An 18,225-nucleotide genomic window follows, 5' to 3' on the forward strand; every position below is an offset into this window, starting at 1 on the left:
CCTTGCCGGGCGCGGTGCGGACTTCCCCGCGCTCGTCGAGGTGTACCGCTGCCCCGAACCCCCGCTGGCCGCGGGACCGCGGGCCGCCGCCGGCGGAGCCACTGCGCTCACCGACGTCTCCGACGGCCTGCTGCGCGACGCCCGGGCCGTCGCGCGCGCCGCCGGGGTGGCCATCGAGCTCGACGGTGCCGCGCTCGCACCGGAACCCCTTCTGGCGGAATGTGGTTCGGCGCTCGGCGAGGACCCCCGCGCCTGGGTGCTGACCGGGGGCGAGGACCACGCCCTGCTCGCCACGTTCCCGCCGGAGGCGGCGTTACCGGCCGGCTGGCGGCCGATCGGCGCCGTGCGGGCGCCCGAGGACGGCGCCGCGGGGACGGTCACCGTCGACGGTGTCGCCGGGCCGGCGCACGACGGGTGGAATACGTTCGAGGAGACGGGCGAGAACGAGGAGAGCGGCCGATGACTGCGAGACCGTTGGCGGACAGTGTGGAGGCGGGCTGGGCGCGGGCGTTGACGCCCGTGGCCGACGACATCGCGGCGATGGGCGAATTCCTCCGCTCCGAGATCGCCGCGGGGGCGGGCTACCTCCCGTCCGGCGGGAACGTACTGCGCGCGTTCACCCAGCCGTTCGACGACGTGCGGGTGCTCATCGTGGGACAGGACCCGTACCCGACGCCGGGGCACGCGGTGGGCCTGTCGTTCTCGGTCGACCCGTCGGTGCGGCCGATCCCGCGGAGCCTGCAGAACATCTACACCGAGTACTGCTCGGACCTCGGGCTGCCGATGCCGGCCAACGGCGATCTGTCACCGTGGGCGCGGCAGGGCGTACTGCTGCTCAACCGGGTTCTCACGGTGCGTCCGGGCACACCCGCGTCGCACCGCCGCAAGGGCTGGGAGAAGATCACCGAGTGCGCGATCGACGCCCTCGTGGCGCGCGACGCACCGATGGTCGCGATCCTGTGGGGCCGGGACGCGGCCTCGCTGGGGCCCCGGCTCGGGGACACGCCGCGGATCGAGTCGGTGCATCCGTCGCCGCTGTCGGCGTCTCGCGGCTTCTTCGGGTCGAGGCCCTTCTCCCGCGCCAACGAGGCCCTGGCCGGGCTCGGCGCGGAGCCCGTGGACTGGCGCCTGCCGCACCTCGCTCAGGTTCCTTGAACCGGCGGCCGGGCTTCGGCGGGATGTGGGGCCCGGATACACGAAGGCCCGCGACCGAAACGGTCGCGGGCCCTCGTCGACTGTGGCGCGGAACTAGCCGCGGACGACCTTGCCGGCCTTGATGCACGAGGTGCACACGTTGAGGCGCTTGCTCTGGCCGGGCGCCACCTGGGCGCGCACGGTCTGGATGTTCGGGTTCCACCGGCGGTTGGTACGCCGATGCGAGTGCGACACCGACTTACCGAAGCCGGGGCCCTTGGCGCAGACGTCGCAGACGGCAGCCATGTCGTGTACTCCTCGCAATAGATTGAATCTGTCGTTCCGCCCCGCCGGTCGGGTCCGCGTGGGGCACGCCCGGACGCGAGGCAACCCTGCAATCATAGACCGATAAGGGTCCGCGGGCCAAACCGCTCCGGGCCCCTCCGGCCCGCGGAGGCCCGATAGGCTGGAACCCGTGACGGTACCGATGGCGCAGGACGGCCGCGTGGTGGTGGCCTGGCTGCGGCGCGCCGTCCTCGGTCTCGAGCGCGCCGTGGGCGAGATCAACTCCCTCAACGTGTTCCCGGTGGCAGATGCCGATACGGGCACGAACATGCTGGTCACGCTCCGCGCGGCCGCGCGCGCGGCGGAGGAGGCGGACCGCTCGGAGGGGCCGCACGCCGTGGCCCGCGCGACGGTGGCGGGCGCCGTCTCGGGCGCGCGCGGCAACTCCGGCGTCATCGTGTCGCAGATCATGCGCGGCGTGGCCGCGCAGCTGGGGGCCGACGCCGATCTCACCGCCGACGGGCTGGCCCAGGGCCTGCGCTCCGCGACCGACCTGGTGACCTCCGCCGTCGCCGATCCCGTCGAGGGCACCATCCTCTCCGTGCTCCGCGGCGCGGCCGACGGCGCCGGTGCGGCACTGGCCGGCGGCGCGGACCTCGCCGGATGCGCCCGCGGCGCGGCCGACTCCGCGTTCGACGCACTGCTGCGCACCCGCGATCAACTCGACGTCAACGCCCGCGCCGGCGTGGTCGACGCGGGCGGTCGGGGCCTGCTCGTCCTCCTCGACGCGCTCGTCGAGGTGACGGCCGGGGGCGCGTCCGAGCGCCCCGTCTTCGCCCGGCAGGTGGCTCCGCACGTCCACGTCGACGTCGACGCGCAGGGGGAGGGCACCGTCGGGCATCACCACGGCCACGACGACCCGCCCCGCGGGCCGCACGCCGACTACGAGGTCATGTACCTGCTGCCCGACGCCGCCGAGGCCGCCGCGCACCGCCTGCGAGACGAACTGCAGACCTTCGGGGACTCGGTCGTCGTGGTCGCCGCCTCGGACCCCGACCCCGTCGCCACCTGGTCGGTGCACACCCACACCACTGAGCCCGGCCGCGCCATCCAGGCCGGGCTCGCCCACGGCAAGCTCCGCAGCATCGCGGTCAACGTGCTCCAGGAGGCGGCGCACGGGGACACGCCGCTGCAGGCGCTGCTCGACGCGCCGCGGGCGATCGTCGCGCTGGTCTCCGGCGACGGTGCCGCCGAGCTGTTCACCGAGGCCGGCGCGGACGTGATCCGCTGCGACGCCGGGATGACCCACGCCGAACTGCTCACCGCACTGCACCGGTTCGAGGGCCGCGAGGTGCTGCTCATGCCCAACGGCGCGCTGCCGACGCCCGAACTGCTCGCGGTGGCCGCGCGCTCCCGGGAGTCCGGCGTGCTGGTGACGCTCCTGCCGACCTCGTCGATGGTGCAGGCGATCGCCGCGCTCGCGGTGCACGACCCCGACGGCCCGGCCGCGGACGACACCTACTCCATGGCCGAGGCCGCCGCCGGCGCGCGGTGCGGGTCCGTCGTGGCCGTCACGGAGGACGCGCTGACGATCCTCGGCCCCTGCGGGCCGGGCGACTACCTGGGGATGGTCGGCGGCGAGGTGGTGGTCCTCGAGGAGGATCAGTACTCGGCGGGAGAGGCTCTCGCCGAACTGTTGCTCGCGACCGGCGGCGACATGGTGACCGTGCTGCTCGGGGACGCCGGCGACGGCGACTTCCCGGACCGGGTGAGCGCCGCGCTGCGGCCCGACCGCCCGGAGGTCGAGGTGATCGGGTACCGCGGCGGACAGGCCGCGAGCGTGCTCGAGATCGGCGTCGAATGACGGGCGCCGCACGCGATCTCACCCTGCAGACGCCGCTCGATCAGGCCCTCGACGCCGAGATCGCCGAGTCCGTCACCGCGGAGCTGGGCGCGGTGACGGTCGGTGACCTTCTGCGGCACTTCCCGTTCCGCTACGAGGGCGGCGCCGTCTCGGACGAGGGCACGCGGCACACCGATCCGCGCGTCGGTGACGACGTGGTGCTGATCGGCACGGTCACGTCGATCACCCCGCCCAAGCCGCACCACCGGGGCAAGAAGATGTTCCGGCTGCAGGTGGTCAACAAGGTGCGCGCCTACGAGGTGACGTTCTTCAACTACCTGCCCAAGCCGATCAAGCCCGACCGCCAGATCCTGCTGATGGGCAGGCTCGGCGAGTTCAACGGGAAGCTCCAGTTGACTCATCCCGACTGGCTGCTCATGCCGGACCGCACCATCACCACCGCGCAGGCGCTGGCGGACAACGAGACCGGGAACACCAAGGCCGGATCGAAGCGGCTCAAGTACGCGGACCTGTCGCTGCTGCTCAAACCGATCGTGCCGATCTACCGCGGCACCAAGAACATGCCGACGTGGTTGATCATGTCGCTCGTGCACGACGTGCTGAAGCGGCTGCGGCCCGTCCCGGAATCGCTGCCGGCGGGGTTCCTCGCGGAGCAGAACATGCCCGGCCTCGACGAGGCCGTCCGCGCCGCGCACGATCCCGACGGACGCGCCGCCGCCACCGCCGCGCAGCGCCGGCTCGCGTTCGACGAGGCCATGGCCATCGAGACCGCGCTCGCCCGCAGGGCGTACGAGGTGGGCACCGTGACGGCGCCCGCCCTCGCCGCGGCCGACGGTCCGCTGCAGGCCGGGCTCCGCAAGCGACTCCCGTTCCGGCTCACCGCCGGCCAGGAGGAGGTACTCGACGAGATCCTCGGCGACCTCGCGAACCCGCACCCGATGACGCGGCTGCTGCAGGGCGAAGTGGGCTCGGGTAAGACGCTCGTGGCGTTGCTCGCGATGCTGGCCGCCGTCGACGCGGGCTATCAGGCCGTGCTGCTGGCACCCACCGAAGTGCTTGCGACGCAGCATCTGCTCTCGATCACCAAGCTGCTCGGTGACCTCGGCCAGGGCGGGCAGCTGGGAGCCGCGGAGGGCGCCACCACCGTGACCCTGCTGACCGGTTCCATGAGCACCAAGGCCCGCCGGGCGGCGCTGCTGCGCATCGTGACCGGCGAGGCGGGGATCGTGATCGGCACCCACGCGCTGCTCGAGGACACCGTGGACTACTTCCGCCTCGGGCTGGTGGTGGTCGACGAGCAGCACCGGTTCGGCGTGGAGCAGCGGGACCGCCTGCGGCGCAGGGGCGGCGGCGAGGGATCCACCGACGAGACCGCCATGCCGCACCTGCTGGTGATGACGGCGACGCCGATCCCGCGCACCGTCGCCCTGGCGCAGTTCGGCGATATGGCCACCTCGGTGCTGCGGGAGCTTCCCGGTGGGCGGCAGCCCATCCAGACCTCACTCGTCGCCGTCGCCAAGAACCCGTCGTGGGTCGACCGGGCCTGGCAGCGGGTCGGCGAGGAGATCGACGCCGGGCGGCAGGTGTACGTGGTGTGCCCCCGGATCGGCGACGACCCCAGCGGCGAGCAGGCCAAGTCCTCGTTCACGGATGAGGACTACGCGTTCGACCAGGCGCCCTCGGCGTCCGCCGGCGGCGGCCCGCCCACGAAGGAGGAGGTCGCCGAGGACAAGGCCGAGGAGCAGCGCAAGACCACCTCGGCGATCGAGATGTACGACCGGTTGACGGCGGGCGAGCTGGGACGGCACCGGATCGCCCTCCTGCACGGCCGCCTCCCCGCCGAGGAGAAGGCCGACGTCATGGCCGCGTTCGCGGCGGGGGAGACCGACGTCCTCGTGGCCACCACGGTGATCGAGGTCGGCGTGGACGTCGCCAACGCGACCACGATGGTGGTGATGGACGCCGACCGGTTCGGCATCAGCCAGCTGCACCAGCTGCGCGGCCGCGTAGGCCGAGGCGGGCTGCCCGGCCTGTGCCTGCTGATCACGGAGACCCAGTCGCAGCGAACGTACGAGCGGTTGGTCGCGGTCGCGGGGACCTCGGACGGGTTCGAACTCGCCCAGCTCGATCTGGAGCACCGCGGCTACGGCGACATCCTGGGTGTGGATCAGTCCGGCCTCGCGCGGCGCCTGAGCTTCCTGGACCTCGCGCGCGACGGTGATCTGCTCTACACCGCGCGCCGGCTCGCGTTCGCGCTGGTGACCGACGACCCGGAGCTGGAGCGGCACACCGCCCTCCGCGACATCAACGCCGTCATCCTCGGTGGCAACCGCGAGGACTACCTGGACAAGGCCTGACGCCGCGCCGGTCGGCCGAGGCCGGTGGCGGCCGGGATCAGCCCGCGCGCGCGGCGGCGAGGGAGGCCAGCTGGGCGCCCCAGAACTCGACTACCTGCTCGCGGCGAGCGGCGTCGTCCGACAACAGGTCCGCGAGCCCCAGGCCGCGCGCGAGGTCGAGGGTGGTCTGCACCGCCCGGCGCGCCTGTTCGTCGTCCTTGTCGAACCCGAGCAGTCGCATGGCGAGGCCGAACACCTCCCGCGAATGCCGGTTCTCGAACGGAAGCATGCGCGCCCGCAGCGCGTCGTCGCTCGCGGCCGCTGTCCACACGTGCAGCGCGGCCTTGAACAGGTCGTCGGTGTAGTACTCGACGATCAGCCGGGCCACGGCGTAGGGACGCTCGGGTCCCTCCGGCACCGCGGCGCCCGCCGTCGCCACGTGTGCGAGCCGCTGCTCGCCCATGTACTCCAGCGCCGCGGTGATGAGGTCCTCGCGGGTGGGGAAGTGGTGCTGCGCCGCACCGCGCGAGACGCCCGCCTGACGGGCGACGCTGCCGACCGTTGTCGCGCTCCAGCCGCGCTCGGCCAGGGACGCGATCGTGGTCTCCAGCAGCCGCTGCCGGGTCTCCCGGCTGCGGGACTGCTGCGGCGCCCGGATGGGCGGACGGAGGGCACTCATTCCCGTCAGCCTAATCCGCGGGGGCGGGCTCGGCCCAGCTCGGCGCGCGCTTCTGCAGGAATGCCGTGATCCCCTCGACGGATTCGGCCGAGCCGAACAACCGCGCGGACTGGTCGGCCAGCGCTTCAGCACGCCGGTCGAAGGACTCCAACACGTCGTGCCAGAGGATCCGCTTGGTCTCCCGCAGGCCCTGCGGGCTGCACAGTTGCAGCTCTGCGAGCTGCTCGGCGACCGCGGCGGCGGGATCATCCACGGCAGCGGTGATCAGCCCGTACCCGGCCGCCTCAGCCGCGCTGAACTTCCGGCCGGTGAGCAGCAGCGTCGACGCGACCCGGGACGGCAGGTGCGGCAGCAGCACCAGCGACACCATCGCGGGCGCCACGCCGATCCGCGTCTCCGTCACGGCGAACGAGGACGCCGGGCCGGCGAACACGAAATCGCACGAGCCGATGAGCCCGAACCCGCCCGCGCGCACGTGACCGTCGACCTGCGCCACGACCGGCTTCGGGCACTCGATGATCCCGCGCATCGCGCCGATCATCGCCAGCGTCCGCGACTTCGGGTCCGAGCCCGCGCCGGAACCGTTCGGCCCGCTCGCCGCGGCCTCCTTGAGGTCGGCGCCCGCGCAGAACGTGGTGCCCGCGTGCGTGAGCACCACGGCCCGCGCGACGTCGTCCCCGGCCGCCCGGTCGAGGCCGGCCTGCAGGTCGGCCAGCAGTCGCGCCGAGATCGCGTTGCGGTTGTGCGGGCTGTCCAGGGTGAGATACGCGGCGCCGCCGCGGGTCTCGTACCGGACCAGGGTGTCCGGGGCTGACTGCTCGCCCATGCGGTCCTCCTAGTAGCTCTTGGGCAGGCCGAGCGAATGCTCGGAGATGAAGTTGAGCACCATCTCGCGGCTCACCGGGGCGATGCGGAACAGGCGCGACGCCACCAGCATCTGCGCGAGGCCGTATTCGGTGGTGAGGCCGTTGCCGCCCAGCGAGTGGATTGCGCGGTCCACGGCCTTGGCGCCGGCCTCGGCGCCCGCGAACTTCGCCATGTTCGCCGCCTCCGCGGCGGCGAACTCCTGGCCGGCGTCGTACAGGGTGGCGGCCTTCTGCAGCATGAGCTTCGCGAGCTCGGTCTCCACCTTGAGCTCCGCCAGCGGGTGCGCGATCGCCTGGTGCGCGCCGATCGGCGTCTTGAACACCGTGCGGCCCTTGGCGTAGTCGACGGCGCGGTCGATCGCGTACCGCGCGGAGCCGACCGCACCCGCCGACGCCATGATGCGCTCGGGGTTGAGGCCCGCGAACAACTGCGCGATCGCGGCGTCGGGTTCGCCGGCGAGCGCATCGGCGGGCAGCCGGACGTCGTCGAAGAAGAGGGTCCACTGCGACTCGGGGAGTCCCACCTCCATGGGGATCTTCGTCTTCTGCAGGCCCGGCGAATCGGTGGGCATGAGGAACAGGGCGGGGCGCAGCTTGCCGGACTTCGCGTCCTCCGTGCGAGAGACCACGAGCACCACGTCGGCCAGCTCGATGCCGGAGATGAAGGTCTTCTGACCCGTGAGGATCCAGTCGTCGCCGTCCCGCCGAGCGGTGGTCGTGATGCGGTGGCTGTTCGAGCCCGCATCGGGCTCGGTGATCGCGAACGCCGCGATCGTCTGGCCCGACGCGATGCCGGGCAGCCAGCGCTTCTTCTGCTCCTCGGTGCCGAACCGGGAGATGATGGTGCCGTTGATCGCCGGGGAGACGACGAGCATCAGCAGCGACGAGCCGACGGCCGCCAGCTCCTCGCCGACGATCCCCAGCTCGTACATCCCGGCCCCGCCGCCGCCGTACTCCTCGGCGATGTTCACGCCCACGAGGCCAAGGTCGCCCGCGGCCCGCCACAGCTCGGTCGGGCCCTCGCCCGACGCGATCTTCTCGCGCATGTACTCGGGGCCGAACTGCTTGCCCAGGTCCGAGACGGTGCTCCGGAGCGCCTGGCGCTCGTCCGACTCGATGACGTCCATGGAAATGCTCACGACTACTCCTGCTCCTCCAGCACGGCGACCACGGCACCGGCATCGATGTTCTGTCCGACCTCGACGTCGATCGAGGTGATGACTCCGTCTGCGGGCGCGCTGATCGCGTGCTCCATCTTCATGGCTTCCATCCACAGCACCGGCTGGCCTGCGGTCACGGAATCGCCCGCCGCCGCGCCGATCCGGGTGATGACGCCGGGCATGGGCGCGAGCAGCGAGCCCGCGGCGGCCGCCGCGTCGCCCGACGGCAGGCGGTTGACGAGGGCGAGGGACGCGGCACCGCGCGGGGTGTCGACCTCCACCACCGTCCGGTCGCCGGCGTACGGGGTCACGGTCACGGTGCGCCGGATCCCGTCGCGCTCGATCGCGACGGTCGCCACGGCACCGTCGTCGGTGACGGACGCGACGGTGCCGCCGCCCTCCCCGCCCGCGGCGACCAGGGTGTCGCCGTCGCCGAACTGCGGCACGAGCGTGCGGGATCCGATGTTCCGCCAGCCCGGGGCGACGTGCGGCAGCGGGCTCGCGGCGGCGTCGCGCCTGTCGAGGACGGCGCCCGCGGCGGTCGCGGCCTCCGCGAGGTCGGCCTCGCCGAGCAGCGGCGCGGACAGCCGCTCCAGGCGCTCGCCGGTGAGGAAGTCCGTCGCGAAATCGCCCGCCCGGAAATCGGCGTCGGCGAGGATCCGGACCAGCAGGTCGCGGTTGGTGGTGAGCCCGTGGATCGACGCCTTGCGCAGCGCGGCCTCCGTGATGGCGAGGGCCTGCGTGCGGGTCGGCGCGTAGCCGATCACCTTGGCCAGCATGGGATCGTAGAAGACCTCCACAACGCTGTCCTCCGGCCAGAGCGCGCTGTCGAGGCGGATACCCGGACGGTCGGGCCCGCTGAACTCGGAGACCACACCCGGCACCGAGAACCGGCGCACCGTGCCCGCCGCGGGGCGCCAGTCGTTCGCGGGGTCCTCGGCGTAGAGGCGCGCCTCGATCGCCCAGCCGCGCGTGGCCGGCGGCTCCGCGGACGGCAGGGGGAGCCCCGCGGCCACGTCGAACTGCAGGCCCACCAGGTCCAGCCCGGTGGTGGCCTCGGTGACCGGATGCTCCACCTGCAGGCGGGTGTTCACCTCGAGGAAGAAGAACTCGCCCTCGTCGGTGGCGAGGAACTCCACGGTGCCGGCGCCGGTGTAGCCGATGGCCTTCGCGGCGTTGGCCGCAGCCTCGTACAGCGCGGTCCGCATCGCCGGGTGGCGCTCCACCAGGGGCGACGGTGCCTCCTCCAGGACCTTCTGGTGGCGGCGCTGGATGGAGCACTCGCGCTCGCCCACGGCCCAGACGGTGCCCTGGGAGTCGGCCATCACCTGCACCTCGATGTGTCGGCCGCGCTCGAGGTAGCGCTCGCAGAACACGGTGCCGTCGCCGAACGCGGACTTCGCCTCGCGCTCGGCGGCCTCGAGGTTCTCGGTGAGCTCGGCGCGGGAGCGGACCACCCGCATGCCGCGCCCGCCGCCGCCCGCCGAGGCCTTGACCAGGACGGGGAAGTCCTTGTCGGACACCTGGTCCGGGGTGAGATTGGTGAGCATCGGTACGCCGGCGTCGGCGAGCCTGGCCTTGGCGGCCACCTTGGAGCCCATGGCGGTGATCGCCTCGGGGGACGGGCCGATCCACACCAGCCCGGCGGCCCGGACGGCCGCGGCGAAATCGGCGTTCTCGGAGAGGAAGCCGTAGCCGGGGTGGATCGCCCGCGCGCCGGTGGCCTGCGCCGCGGCGATGATCTTCTCGCCCTGCAGGTAGGTCTCCGCGGGGGTGTCGCCGGGCAGGCGCACGGCCTCGTCCGCCTCCGCGACGTGCGGGGCGCCCGCGTCCGGATCGGAGTGGACCGCCACGGCGCGCAGCCCGCGGGCGTGGGCCGCGGCGATGACGCGGCGGGCGATCTCGCCGCGGTTCGCGACGAGGACGGAATCGAATGTCGTGTCTGTCATTTCTCGCTCACATCCGGAAGACGCCGAAGGCGTCGGTGCCGTTGACGGGGCCGTTGTGGATGGCCGACAGGGCCATCCCGATCACGGTGCGGGTGTCGCGGGGGTCGATGATGCCGTCGTCGTAGAGCATCCCCGACATGAAGGCGGGCAGCGACTCCTTGTCGATCTGCGTCTCGATCGCCGTGCGCATCCCGTCCACGAACGCGGGATCCATCTCCTGGCCGCGCGACGCCGCGGACGCCGCCGCGACCTCGGTGACCACGTCGGCCAACTGCTTGGCGCCCATCACCGCGGAACGCGCGCTGGGCCAGGTGAACACGAACCGCGGATTGAACGCGCGGCCCGCCATGCCGTAGTGGCCGGCGCCGTAGGACGCGCCCGCGATGAGCGAGATGTGCGGCACCTCGGAGTTGGAGACGGCGTTGATCATCATCGACCCGTGCTTGATCATGCCGCCGCGCTCGTATTCGGCGCCCACCATGTAGCCGGTGGTGTTGTGGATGAACAGCAGTGGCGTGTCGTACCGGTTCGCCAGCTGGATGAACTGCGTCGCCTTCTGCGCCTCCTCGGAGAACAGCACGCCGCGGGCGTTGGCGAGGATGCCCACGGGGTAGCCGTGCAGGTTCGCCCAGCCGGTGGTGAGGGATCCGCCGTAGAGGGGTTTGAACTCGTCGTAGTCCGAGTCGTCCACGATGTGCGCGATGATCTCGCGCGGGTCGAACGGGACCTTGAGGTCGTCGGGGACGATGTCGAGGAGGCCCTCGGCGGCGTACCGCGGCGGCTCGACGACGCCGGACGGGGCGGGGCCCTTCTTGCGCCAGTTGAGCCGCTTGACGATCGAGCGGGCGATGCGCGCGGCGTCCAGCTCGTCGTTGGCCATGTAGTCGCCCAGGCCGGAGACCCGCGAGTGCATCTCGGCGCCGCCGAGCGTCTCGTCGTCGGAGATCTCGCCCGTCGCGGCCTTGACCAGCGGGGGGCCGGCGAGGAATACCTTGGAACGTTCCTTGATCATCACCACGTGATCGCTCATGCCCGGGATGTAGGCACCGCCGGCGGTGGAGTTGCCGTACACCACGGAGATGGTGGGGATGCCCATCTTCGACAGCTGGGTGAGGTTGCGGAACATCGCGCCGCCGGGGACGAACACCTCCTTCTGGGTGGGCAGATCGGCGCCGCCGGACTCCACGAGGGACACCACAGGCAAGCGGTTCTCCTTCGCGATGTCGTTGAGCCGCAGCGACTTGCGCAGCGTCCAAGGATTGCTGGTGCCGCCCTTCACGGTGGGGTCGTTGGCGACGATCATGCACTCGACGCCCTCGATCACGCCGATACCGCCCACCAGGGATGCGCCGACCAGGAAGTCGCTGCCCCAGGCGGCCAGCGGCATGAGCTCGAGGAACGGCGAGGCCGGATCGAGCACGCTGTCGATCCGCTCGCGGGCGGTGAGCTTGCCGCGATCGCGGTGCCGCTGCACGTACTTCTCGCCGCCGCCGGCGAGGGCCTTGTCGAACTCGGTCCCGAGCTCGGCGAGTTTGCCGAGCATCGCCTCGCGGTACGCGGAGGCGTCAGGGGAGGGGGTGCTGCGCAGCACCGTCATGGCTGATGTCCTTCGTGTCGGAGATGGGTCACTTGTAGCCGAGGCGGTTCGCCGCGAGCGTGGTGAGGATCTGGGTGGTGCCGCCGCCGATGCCGAGGATGCGGACGTCGCGGTAGTGCCGCGACACCTCGTACTCGGCCATGTAGCCGTGGCCGCCGAACAGCTGGACCGCTTCGTTCGCGACCCACTCGGCGGTCTCGACCGCCGTGTTCTTGGCGAAGCAGGCCTGGGGCACCAGTTCCGCGGCCGCGGCGGGACCGCCGGAGGCCAGCGCCTCGGTGTACAGATCGGCGACGTGCCGGCTGTAGACGCGGGCGACCTCGGTCTTGCGCCGCATCTCGGTGACGCTGTTCTGCACGGCCTGCCGGGTGATGAGCGGGGCGCCGAAGGTCTCCCGCTCCCGGACCCAGTCGAGGGTGAGGTCGAGGCAGCGCTGGGCGTGCGAGTACGCCTGGACCGCGAGCGCGAGGCGCTCGGTCACGAACGCCGCGCCGATGAGCAGGAAACCGCTGTTCTCGGGGCCGATGAGATTCTCGGCCGGGACCCGCACGTCGGTGAACGAGAGCTCGGCGGTGTCGGAGGCGAGCCAGCCCATCTTCTTCAACGGGGCGCTCACCTCGAACCCGGGAAGCCCCTTGGGGATCACCAGCAGGCTGATGCCGCTCGCGCCCTCGCCGCCGGTGCGCACCGCGGTCACCACCCAGTCGGCACGGACGCCGGACGTGATGAACGTCTTGGCGCCGTTGACGATGTAGGAGTCGCCGTCCCGGCGCGCGGTGGTGGTGAGGTGGCCGACGTCCGAGCCGCCCCCGGGCTCGGTGATGGCGAGCGAGCTGATCTTCTCGCCCGCGAGAACGGGGGCTACCCACTTCTCCTTCTGCTCGTCGGTGCCGGCGAGGATGATGTGCGGCACCGAGATCCCGCACGTGAAGAGGGAGGCGAAGAGGCCGCCGGAGCCGCCGGCCTCGTGCATCGCCTCGCACACCACGAGGGCGTCGCGGGGGTCGCCGCCACCACCGCCCACGGACTCGGGGAAGGAGACGCCGAGCAGCCCCAGGTCGCCCGCCTTGCGATGCAGATCGCGGGGGAGCAGGCCCTCTGCCTCCCACTGGTCGAGATGGGGCAGGATCTCGCGCTGCGTGAACGCGATCACGGTGTCGCGCAGGGCGTGGCGCTCCGGGGTCTCCCAGGCGGTGGTCATGCGGTCTCCTCAGTGGGGGCGGGCAGCAGGGACACGGGCAGGTCGACGTGGCGGGCGCGCAGCCACTCGCCCAGCCCCTTCGCCTGCGGATCGAAACGGTAGCCGTGCGCCACCCCCTTGCCCAACAGGTCCTCGATCACGAAGTTCACGGCCTTGAGGTTCGGCAGCTCGTAGCGGCGGATCGGAAGGTCGGCCGCCTCCGGTAGCAGTTCCCGCACACGGGCTTCGGTGAGGTGGTCGCGGAGCCAGGCGTAGCCCTCGTCGTCCTCCGCCCACACCCCGACGTTGGCGCTGCCGCCCTTGTCGCCGCTGCGCGCGCCGAACACGGTGCCGAGGGGCACGCGGACCGTCGGGCCGCCGGGCCCGGCGGAATCCGCGCCGGGCTGCGACGGGTCGGCCGGGAGCTCCTGCACGACGGCGGGCGGCTCGACGTCGACGACGGTGCCGTCCGGCCGGTGGGCGCGGTGCGGCACATCGGCGTTCGGCACGTAGACGGCCTGGTACACCCCGTAGGGACCGCCCTTGGACGGCGGCGCCATCGGTGACGCGCCGGGGTACGTCGCGAGCACGAGCTCGACGGCGGCGGAGCTGAAGGAGCGGCCGACGCGGTTCGGATCCGGGTCCCACGCCACCGCGGTCAGCGTCGCGGAGGCCGCGGCCTCCGTGGCGGCGTCGGGGTGATCGGTCCGGGCCAGGCGGAACTGCAGGTCCGCGGGAGCCGGGTCGAGTGCCCCGCGCAGCTGGGCCTCGAGTAGCGCTGCCTTGTGCTCGATGTCGAGACCGGTGAGCAAGAAGGCGATCTCGTTGCGGAATCCGCCCAGGGTGGTGGTCGCGACCTTCGTGGTGGCGGGCGGCGCCTCGCCGCGCACGCCGGACACCGCGACCCGGTCGGCGCCGTCCTGGGCGAGCGTCATCGAGTCGAGCCGCAGCGTGACATCGGGATTCGCGTATCGCTGTCCGGTGACCTCGTAGAGCAGCTGCGCGGTGACGGTGCCCACCTCCACGATGCCGCCCGTGCCGGGCTGCTTGGTGATGGCGAACGACCCGTCCTCGGCGATCTCGGCGATCGGGAAGCCCGGGTGCAGGAGCTGCTCGATCGGGTGTCGGTCGAAGAAGGCGTAGTTGCCGCCGGTGGCCTGCGTTCCGCACTCGATGATGTGGCCCGCGGCGACGGCGCCCGCGAGGGCGTCGAAATCTGTGCGTTCCCAGCCGAACTCGGCGATCGCGGGGGCGACGATCACCGACGCGTCGGTGACCCGCCCGGTGATCACGATGTCGGCGCCTGCGCGCAGGCAGTCCGCGATGCCGAAGGCCCCGAGGTACGCGTTGGCCGTCACGGCGTTCGGCACGCCGAGTTCGGCGGACCTGGCGATGAGGTCGTCACCGTCGACCCAGCCGACCGTGAGGCCGGCACCGGCCTCGGCGACCGCCTTCTCCAGGGCGGCGGCGAGGCCGGCCGGGTTGAGGCCGCCCGCGTTGACCACCACTTTGACCCGCTGCTCGGCCAGCGTCTGCAGGTGCGGAGTGATGTGTCGCAGGAAGGTCTTGGCGTAGCCCAGGTCGGCGTCCTTGAGGCGGTCGCGGCCGAGGATCAGCATGGTGAGTTCGGCGAGGTAGTCGCCGGTGATGTAGTCCACGCGCGGGCCGGCGAGGATCTCGCCGAGGGCGGCGGCACGGTCGCCGTAGAAGCCCGAGATGTTGGCGATGCGGATGCTCATGAGGTGCCTCCTTGCGGCGCGCGGCCGGCGCCCGGGGCGCCCGCGAAGCACTGGGCGATCGTGAGCCAGTGCGCCGCGTCGTCGCCGGTGGCCACGAGGTCGGTGTCTGTGACGTTGACCCGCTGGGTGGCGAGCCGGCAGAAGTCCTCGAGCGAGCCGGTGACGCGTTGCGCGGCGTCGCCGGGGCCGAAGGAGAGCTCCGAGCCGTCGGCCGCCACGAGGAACACGTCGAAGGGCTCGGCGGGCGGTGTCTCGCCGTTCACCGTGTAGGCGAAATCGCGGGTCTTGTAGGCGATCTTGGCGACATGGGGCAGGGCCTCGGGGACGTCGAGGGTGACGCCCGCGGCATCCGCCACGTCGAGGCCGTGCGCCCACGTCTCCATGAGCCGCGCGTTCGCCATGGTGGCGGGACGCATGGGCGGGCCGAACCAGGGGAGCGGGGTGCCGGGATCGGCGTCGCGGAGGGCGCCGGCGAGGGCCGCGCGGCCGATGTCCCAGCGACCGCGGAGATCGGGATCGGCGACGACCTCCTCGGCGCCGGCGTCGACGAATCCCAGGGGGTCCGCCATCGCCCGCTTGAGCAGGTCGGCGAACCCGTCGGGGTCGGTGGCGGCGACCAGGGAGACCTCGTCGGTCCAGGTCAGGTGGGCGATCTGGTGGGCCACGGTCCATCCCTCGGCGGGCGTGGGGATCGACCAGTCGTCGATCGCATCGGCGATCGCGGCGACGGCGGCCGACGTGGCTTCGAGCGCGTCGAAGACGGGGGCTGATGTGGGCACGCACCAACTCTGGCATTCACCGACCAAAAAACAAGCAGCAATGCTTGTTTGTGGGGAGCGAGGGCGCCGCGTTCGCCAGGGCGCCCTCAGGGGCAGGTACCGACGGCCCGGTCCACGACCGCCGCCGAGGAGCGGTCGACGGACAGCCGGTACTCCCGGGCCACGAACGCGAACTGCCGTGCGTACTGGCAGTGGAAGCGTTCGTTCGACGGCATCCACCGGCCGGGAGGGGAGTCGCTCTTGTTCTCGTTCGCCGGACCGTCGACCGCCACCAGGTTGCGGGGATCGTTGGCGAACCGGGTGCGCGTGGCGTCGTCCCAGGACCACGCGCCCATGTCCCAGGCGTACGCGAGCGGGACGATGTGGTCGATCTGCACCTTCGCCGATGTCTTCTGCCCGCGCTGGAACCGCATCGTCGTACCGCTGTAGGGGTCGGCCAGTACACCCGTGGCCACGGCCGCCGGGCATCCCGAGGTGCGGACGTGAGTCTTCTCCGTCAGGTCCCGGTTCAGCACGTCGTTGCGGGTGTCGCAGCCGTTGTGCCCCTGCGGCGCCGACTGGTCGTCGGTCCACGCCTCCCCGAACGCGGCCCGGCGGTAGCGTTCGGGCGCCCGCTCCCGGGCCGCGACGATCGCGACGCCGGCCAGCGGCGCACCGTCGGGCGGCGCCGCCGACGGTGCCGCGGTGCCGGCGACGACGGACCCGCCCGAGCGGTCCGACCACGCCCCGACGGCGACGGCCACCGCCGTGAGTGCGGCCGCGACGAGCGCCACCCACGTGCGGCGCGCGAGACGGCGCGGCGATCTCCGGCGGGACATGGCCGGAACGTAGCACCGGGCACCGACACGTATCCTCGATCCATGAGCACGCCCACCGCACAGGACGCCGATCTCACCGCCGTGACCGCCGCGGTGGAGGATGCCGCCCGCGCCGCCCGCGCCGCCTCGAAGCAACTGGTCACCCTCACCACCGAGCAGAAGAACGCCGCGCTGCACGCCGCCGCCGACGCGCTGCTGGCGAACAAGGACCGCATCCTCGCCGCCAACGCGGAGGACGTGGAGCGCGCCCGCGCCGCGGGCACCGAGGAGTCGCTCGTGGACCGGCTGGCGCTCAACGAGTCCCGGGTCGACGGCATCGCGTCGGGTCTGCGTCAGGTGGCCGGGCTGCCGGACCCCGTCGGAACCGTGCTGCGCGGCTCCACGCTGCCCAACGGCCTCGAGCTGCGGCAGGTCGCCGTGCCCCTCGGCGTCGTGGGCATCGTGTACGAGGCACGGCCCAACGTCACCGTCGACGCCTTCGGCCTCACCCTCAAGTCCGGCAACGCCGTGCTGCTGCGCGGTTCCAGCTCGGCCGCGTCGAGCAACGCCGCGCTGGTGGAGATCCTGCGTGAGTCGCTCACCGCCTCCGGCATCACCCCGGACGCCGTCGCACTGCTGTCCGCGGAGTCCCGCGCCAGCGTCACCGCGCTCATCCGCGCCCGCGGCCTCGTCGACGTGGTGATCCCGCGCGGCGGCGCCGGCCTCATCGCGGCCGTCGTGCGCGACGCCACCGTGCCGACCATCGAGACCGGCGTGGGCAACTGCCACGTGTACGTGCACTCCGCGGCGGATCAGGACATGGCCGAGCGGATCGTCGTGAACGCCAAGACCCGCCGCCCCAGCGTCTGCAACACCGTCGAGACCGTGCTCGTGGACCGCGCGCTGGCCGACACCTTCCTGCCGCGCCTGCTGGGCACCTTCCAGGCCGAGGGGGTCGTGGTGCACGGCGACGAGGAGGGCATGGTGCCCGCCACCGACACCGATTGGGCCGACGAGTACCTCAGCCTGGACGTCGCGGTGAAGCTGGTCGAGGGTCTCGACGGCGCCGTCGCGCACATCGACCGCTTCGGCACGGGCCACACCGAGGCCATCGTCACCGACGACCTGTCCGCCGCGCGCGCCTTCACCACCCGCGTGGACGCCGCCGCCGTGATGGTCAACGCCTCCACCGCCTTCACCGACGGTGAGCAGTTCGGCTTCGGCGCCGAGATCGGCATCTCCACCCAGAAGCTGCACGCACGCGGCCCGATGGGCCTCCCGGAGCTCACCTCCACCAAGTGGATCGCCTGGGGCGACGGACATGTCCGACCCCGCTAACGACGGGCCGAGCGCGGGGTAGGTTGTCGCCATGGCAATCAACGAGTCACTCGAATTCGACATCGACGCCCCGGTCACGCTCGTGCTGGACACGCTCGCCGACGTCGACGCGCTGCCGGACTGGTCCTCCGCGCACAGCAACGTCAAGGTGGTCGAACGCGACGCCAACGGGCGGCCCAGCGTGGTGGACGCGTCCGTCGGCCTCATGATGTTCAGCGACAACCTGACGTTCGATTACGTCTTCACCGACACCAGCTGCAAGTGGGACACCCGCAACGAGGGCATCGCCGTGCGCAGCCAGGGCGGCATCTACGAGCTGTCCCCGAAGGGTGACGACCAGACCCACGTCAAGGTCACCATGTACCTCGACCCCAAGGTCAAGGCGCCCGGCTTCGTGGTGAAGAAGGGCATCAAGGTGGCCATGGACATCATCAAGAACGGCCTCACCAAAGAGGTCATGAAGCGCAAGAACGCCTGACGACGGTGCCGGGCCTCGCCCACGGCGGCGCCCGTCGGACCCGG

At 72.2% G+C, this 18,225-nt stretch carries 15 protein-coding genes and 1 pseudogene; 6 read left to right on the forward strand and 10 right to left on the reverse strand.

The features are described 5' to 3' along the window. Both BN39_RS19000 and BN39_RS19005 read left to right on the forward strand, forming a co-directional pair. Positions 1-463, forward strand: a pseudogene (locus tag BN39_RS19000) (thiamine-phosphate kinase); the annotation flags it as partial. Continuing rightward, entirely contained in the window at positions 460-1,155 is a 696-nt protein-coding gene (locus BN39_RS19005; RefSeq protein WP_040768718.1) for a uracil-DNA glycosylase, read from the forward strand. The pseudogene BN39_RS19000 and the gene BN39_RS19005, both read left to right, overlap by 4 nt. A 93-nt stretch (positions 1,156-1,248) precedes the next feature. Here BN39_RS19005 and rpmB read toward each other — a convergent pair whose 3' ends face one another. Then, the gene (rpmB, locus tag BN39_RS19010; protein WP_019204033.1) at positions 1,249-1,440 is read right to left on the reverse strand and encodes a 50S ribosomal protein L28; all 192 of its coding nucleotides are present in this window, start codon (positions 1,438-1,440) and stop codon (positions 1,249-1,251) included. A 169-nt stretch (positions 1,441-1,609) separates the two neighbouring features. Here rpmB and BN39_RS19015 point away from each other — a divergent pair, with 169 nt between their 5' ends. Together BN39_RS19015 and BN39_RS19020 are read left to right on the forward strand one after the other, a co-directional pair. Next, a complete protein-coding gene (locus BN39_RS19015; protein WP_148281536.1) occupies positions 1,610-3,283 on the forward strand; it encodes a DAK2 domain-containing protein in 1,674 nt (557 codons plus the stop codon). Continuing rightward, the gene (locus BN39_RS19020) at positions 3,280-5,640 is read left to right on the forward strand and encodes an ATP-dependent DNA helicase RecG (protein ID WP_019204035.1); all 2,361 of its coding nucleotides are present in this window, start codon (positions 3,280-3,282) and stop codon (positions 5,638-5,640) included. Before BN39_RS19015 ends, BN39_RS19020 begins: the two co-directional genes overlap by 4 nt. A 37-nt stretch (positions 5,641-5,677) precedes the next feature. Here BN39_RS19020 and BN39_RS19025 read toward each other — a convergent pair whose 3' ends face one another. From BN39_RS19025 to BN39_RS19065, 9 genes are all read right to left on the reverse strand, one after another. Then, positions 5,678-6,298: a TetR/AcrR family transcriptional regulator gene (locus tag BN39_RS19025; protein ID WP_019204036.1), complete on the reverse strand. Its 621-nt coding sequence runs from the start codon at positions 6,296-6,298 to the stop codon at positions 5,678-5,680. Positions 6,299-6,308: 10 nt separating this feature from the next. After that, positions 6,309-7,124, reverse strand: a complete 816-nt coding sequence (locus BN39_RS19030) for an enoyl-CoA hydratase family protein (RefSeq protein WP_019204037.1) — start codon at positions 7,122-7,124, stop codon at positions 6,309-6,311. A 9-nt stretch (positions 7,125-7,133) separates the two neighbouring features. After that, a complete protein-coding gene (locus BN39_RS19035) occupies positions 7,134-8,291 on the reverse strand; it encodes an acyl-CoA dehydrogenase family protein (protein WP_019204038.1) in 1,158 nt (385 codons plus the stop codon). 14 nt (positions 8,292-8,305) lie between these two features. Next, on the reverse strand, positions 8,306-10,273 hold the full coding sequence (locus tag BN39_RS19040) for a biotin carboxylase N-terminal domain-containing protein (protein WP_019204039.1): 1,968 nt from the start codon (positions 10,271-10,273) through the stop codon (positions 8,306-8,308). 7 nt (positions 10,274-10,280) lie between these two features. Continuing rightward, positions 10,281-11,870 (reverse strand): acyl-CoA carboxylase subunit beta, encoded by a 1,590-nt coding sequence (locus BN39_RS19045; protein WP_019204040.1) that lies wholly within the window; start codon positions 11,868-11,870, stop codon positions 10,281-10,283. A gap of 28 nt (positions 11,871-11,898) precedes the next feature. After that, positions 11,899-13,071, reverse strand: coding sequence for an acyl-CoA dehydrogenase family protein (locus BN39_RS19050; protein ID WP_019204041.1), 1,173 nt, complete (start codon positions 13,069-13,071; stop codon positions 11,899-11,901). Beyond that, entirely contained in the window at positions 13,068-14,789 is a 1,722-nt protein-coding gene (locus BN39_RS19055; RefSeq protein WP_019204042.1) for an acyclic terpene utilization AtuA family protein, read from the reverse strand. Before BN39_RS19055 ends, BN39_RS19050 begins: the two co-directional genes overlap by 4 nt. Continuing rightward, positions 14,786-15,568 carry a TIGR03084 family metal-binding protein gene (locus BN39_RS19060; RefSeq protein ID WP_019204043.1) on the reverse strand — a complete coding sequence of 261 codons (783 nt, stop codon included), beginning with the start codon at positions 15,566-15,568 and terminating at the stop codon, positions 14,786-14,788. The genes BN39_RS19055 and BN39_RS19060 overlap by 4 nt, the downstream gene beginning before the upstream one ends. Positions 15,569-15,654: 86 nt before the next feature. Beyond that, positions 15,655-16,386 carry an HNH endonuclease family protein gene (locus BN39_RS19065; protein ID WP_019204044.1) on the reverse strand — a complete coding sequence of 244 codons (732 nt, stop codon included), beginning with the start codon at positions 16,384-16,386 and terminating at the stop codon, positions 15,655-15,657. A 42-nt stretch (positions 16,387-16,428) separates the two neighbouring features. On the opposite strand from BN39_RS19065, the gene BN39_RS19070 reads away from it, so the two are divergent. Further along, on the forward strand, positions 16,429-17,703 hold the full coding sequence (locus BN39_RS19070) for a glutamate-5-semialdehyde dehydrogenase (RefSeq protein ID WP_019204045.1): 1,275 nt from the start codon (positions 16,429-16,431) through the stop codon (positions 17,701-17,703). 31 nt (positions 17,704-17,734) lie between these two features. Beyond that, positions 17,735-18,181 (forward strand): SRPBCC family protein, encoded by a 447-nt coding sequence (locus tag BN39_RS19075; protein WP_019204046.1) that lies wholly within the window; start codon positions 17,735-17,737, stop codon positions 18,179-18,181. The last annotated feature ends 44 nt before the right edge of the window (positions 18,182-18,225 follow it).

The sequence above is a fragment of the Tsukamurella sp. 1534 genome (assembly GCF_000312385.1).
Lineage (GTDB): Bacteria > Actinomycetota > Actinomycetes > Mycobacteriales > Mycobacteriaceae > Tsukamurella.

Coding starts and splice junctions, on each gene's coding strand:
- BN39_RS19005 (WP_040768718.1), top strand. CDS start 460: ATGACTGCGAGACCGTTGGCGGACAGTGTGGAGGCGGGCTGGGCGCGG.
- rpmB (WP_019204033.1), bottom strand. CDS start 1,440: ATGGCTGCCGTCTGCGACGTCTGCGCCAAGGGCCCCGGCTTCGGTAAG.
- BN39_RS19020 (WP_019204035.1), top strand. CDS start 3,280: ATGACGGGCGCCGCACGCGATCTCACCCTGCAGACGCCGCTCGATCAG.
- BN39_RS19025 (WP_019204036.1), bottom strand. CDS start 6,298: ATGAGTGCCCTCCGTCCGCCCATCCGGGCGCCGCAGCAGTCCCGCAGC.
- BN39_RS19030 (WP_019204037.1), bottom strand. CDS start 7,124: ATGGGCGAGCAGTCAGCCCCGGACACCCTGGTCCGGTACGAGACCCGC.
- BN39_RS19035 (WP_019204038.1), bottom strand. CDS start 8,291: ATGGACGTCATCGAGTCGGACGAGCGCCAGGCGCTCCGGAGCACCGTC.
- BN39_RS19040 (WP_019204039.1), bottom strand. CDS start 10,273: ATGACAGACACGACATTCGATTCCGTCCTCGTCGCGAACCGCGGCGAG.
- BN39_RS19045 (WP_019204040.1), bottom strand. CDS start 11,870: ATGACGGTGCTGCGCAGCACCCCCTCCCCTGACGCCTCCGCGTACCGC.
- BN39_RS19050 (WP_019204041.1), bottom strand. CDS start 13,071: ATGACCACCGCCTGGGAGACCCCGGAGCGCCACGCCCTGCGCGACACC.
- BN39_RS19055 (WP_019204042.1), bottom strand. CDS start 14,789: ATGAGCATCCGCATCGCCAACATCTCGGGCTTCTACGGCGACCGTGCC.
- BN39_RS19065 (WP_019204044.1), bottom strand. CDS start 16,386: ATGTCCCGCCGGAGATCGCCGCGCCGTCTCGCGCGCCGCACGTGGGTG.
- BN39_RS19070 (WP_019204045.1), top strand. CDS start 16,429: ATGAGCACGCCCACCGCACAGGACGCCGATCTCACCGCCGTGACCGCC.
- BN39_RS19075 (WP_019204046.1), top strand. CDS start 17,735: ATGGCAATCAACGAGTCACTCGAATTCGACATCGACGCCCCGGTCACG.